Annotated in this window: 1 protein-coding gene; it reads right to left on the bottom strand. The window is 45.4% G+C overall.

Annotated features, from left to right (window positions below; all coding sequences use genetic code 11):
• Positions 1–608: DUF3379 family protein (locus tag R7Q48_RS28835; protein WP_318133767.1), on the bottom strand; the 608-nt coding region annotated here is incomplete at both ends.

The following is a 608-nucleotide window of genomic DNA, read 5'->3' as shown; positions in this document are numbered from 1 at the left end:
ATTGGTTTTAGCATAGGCGCCAGTTTAGTGGCGATAGCGTCAATGTCTTCACCTTGTTCGCCGACTAAAATCATGCTGGTTGAACCAACGGGTTGGACGATACCTGTCATACCTTCTTTTTCAAAATCTGCCGTTTGTTGGCTAGAAATTCCCGTAATAAAGAGCGTTACTTTGCCCTTTACACCCTGAAAAACCATGTGTAAAGCATTAGCTTCACCAAATCCACAGTGGTTTAGGTAGTAAACGTGGTACGGGAAGTTGTCACTAAACTGATAATGAAATGGCGACATCTTCGCATTGATCTGGGAACTCGGCACGTTTTCATCTAAATGGCGTACAAATGCCTCTTCATGAATGACATGTTTAATAGCTGTATCTGCGAGACTGGCTTGCGCAGGAGGCACCAGAATGTTACCCCAGTTGATTTGCCCCACCAGTAAACCTGCGGTAAAGGCAACAGAAGCTGCAAGCGCCATAGCTTTGCGGACAAAGTTGGGTTTGACGACTTTTTCGTCAAGCGCGCTAGAGGTTTGGCTAAACAAGATTTTATCAGCAAGATCCTCTGGCACATCCACATTCATGGCCTGCTTAATTTTCGCGTCGAGATC

The organism is Vibrio sp. 378 (assembly GCF_033339435.1).
Note: the sequence above shows the minus strand (reverse complement) of the source record. Positions and strands in the feature narration are given on the sequence as shown.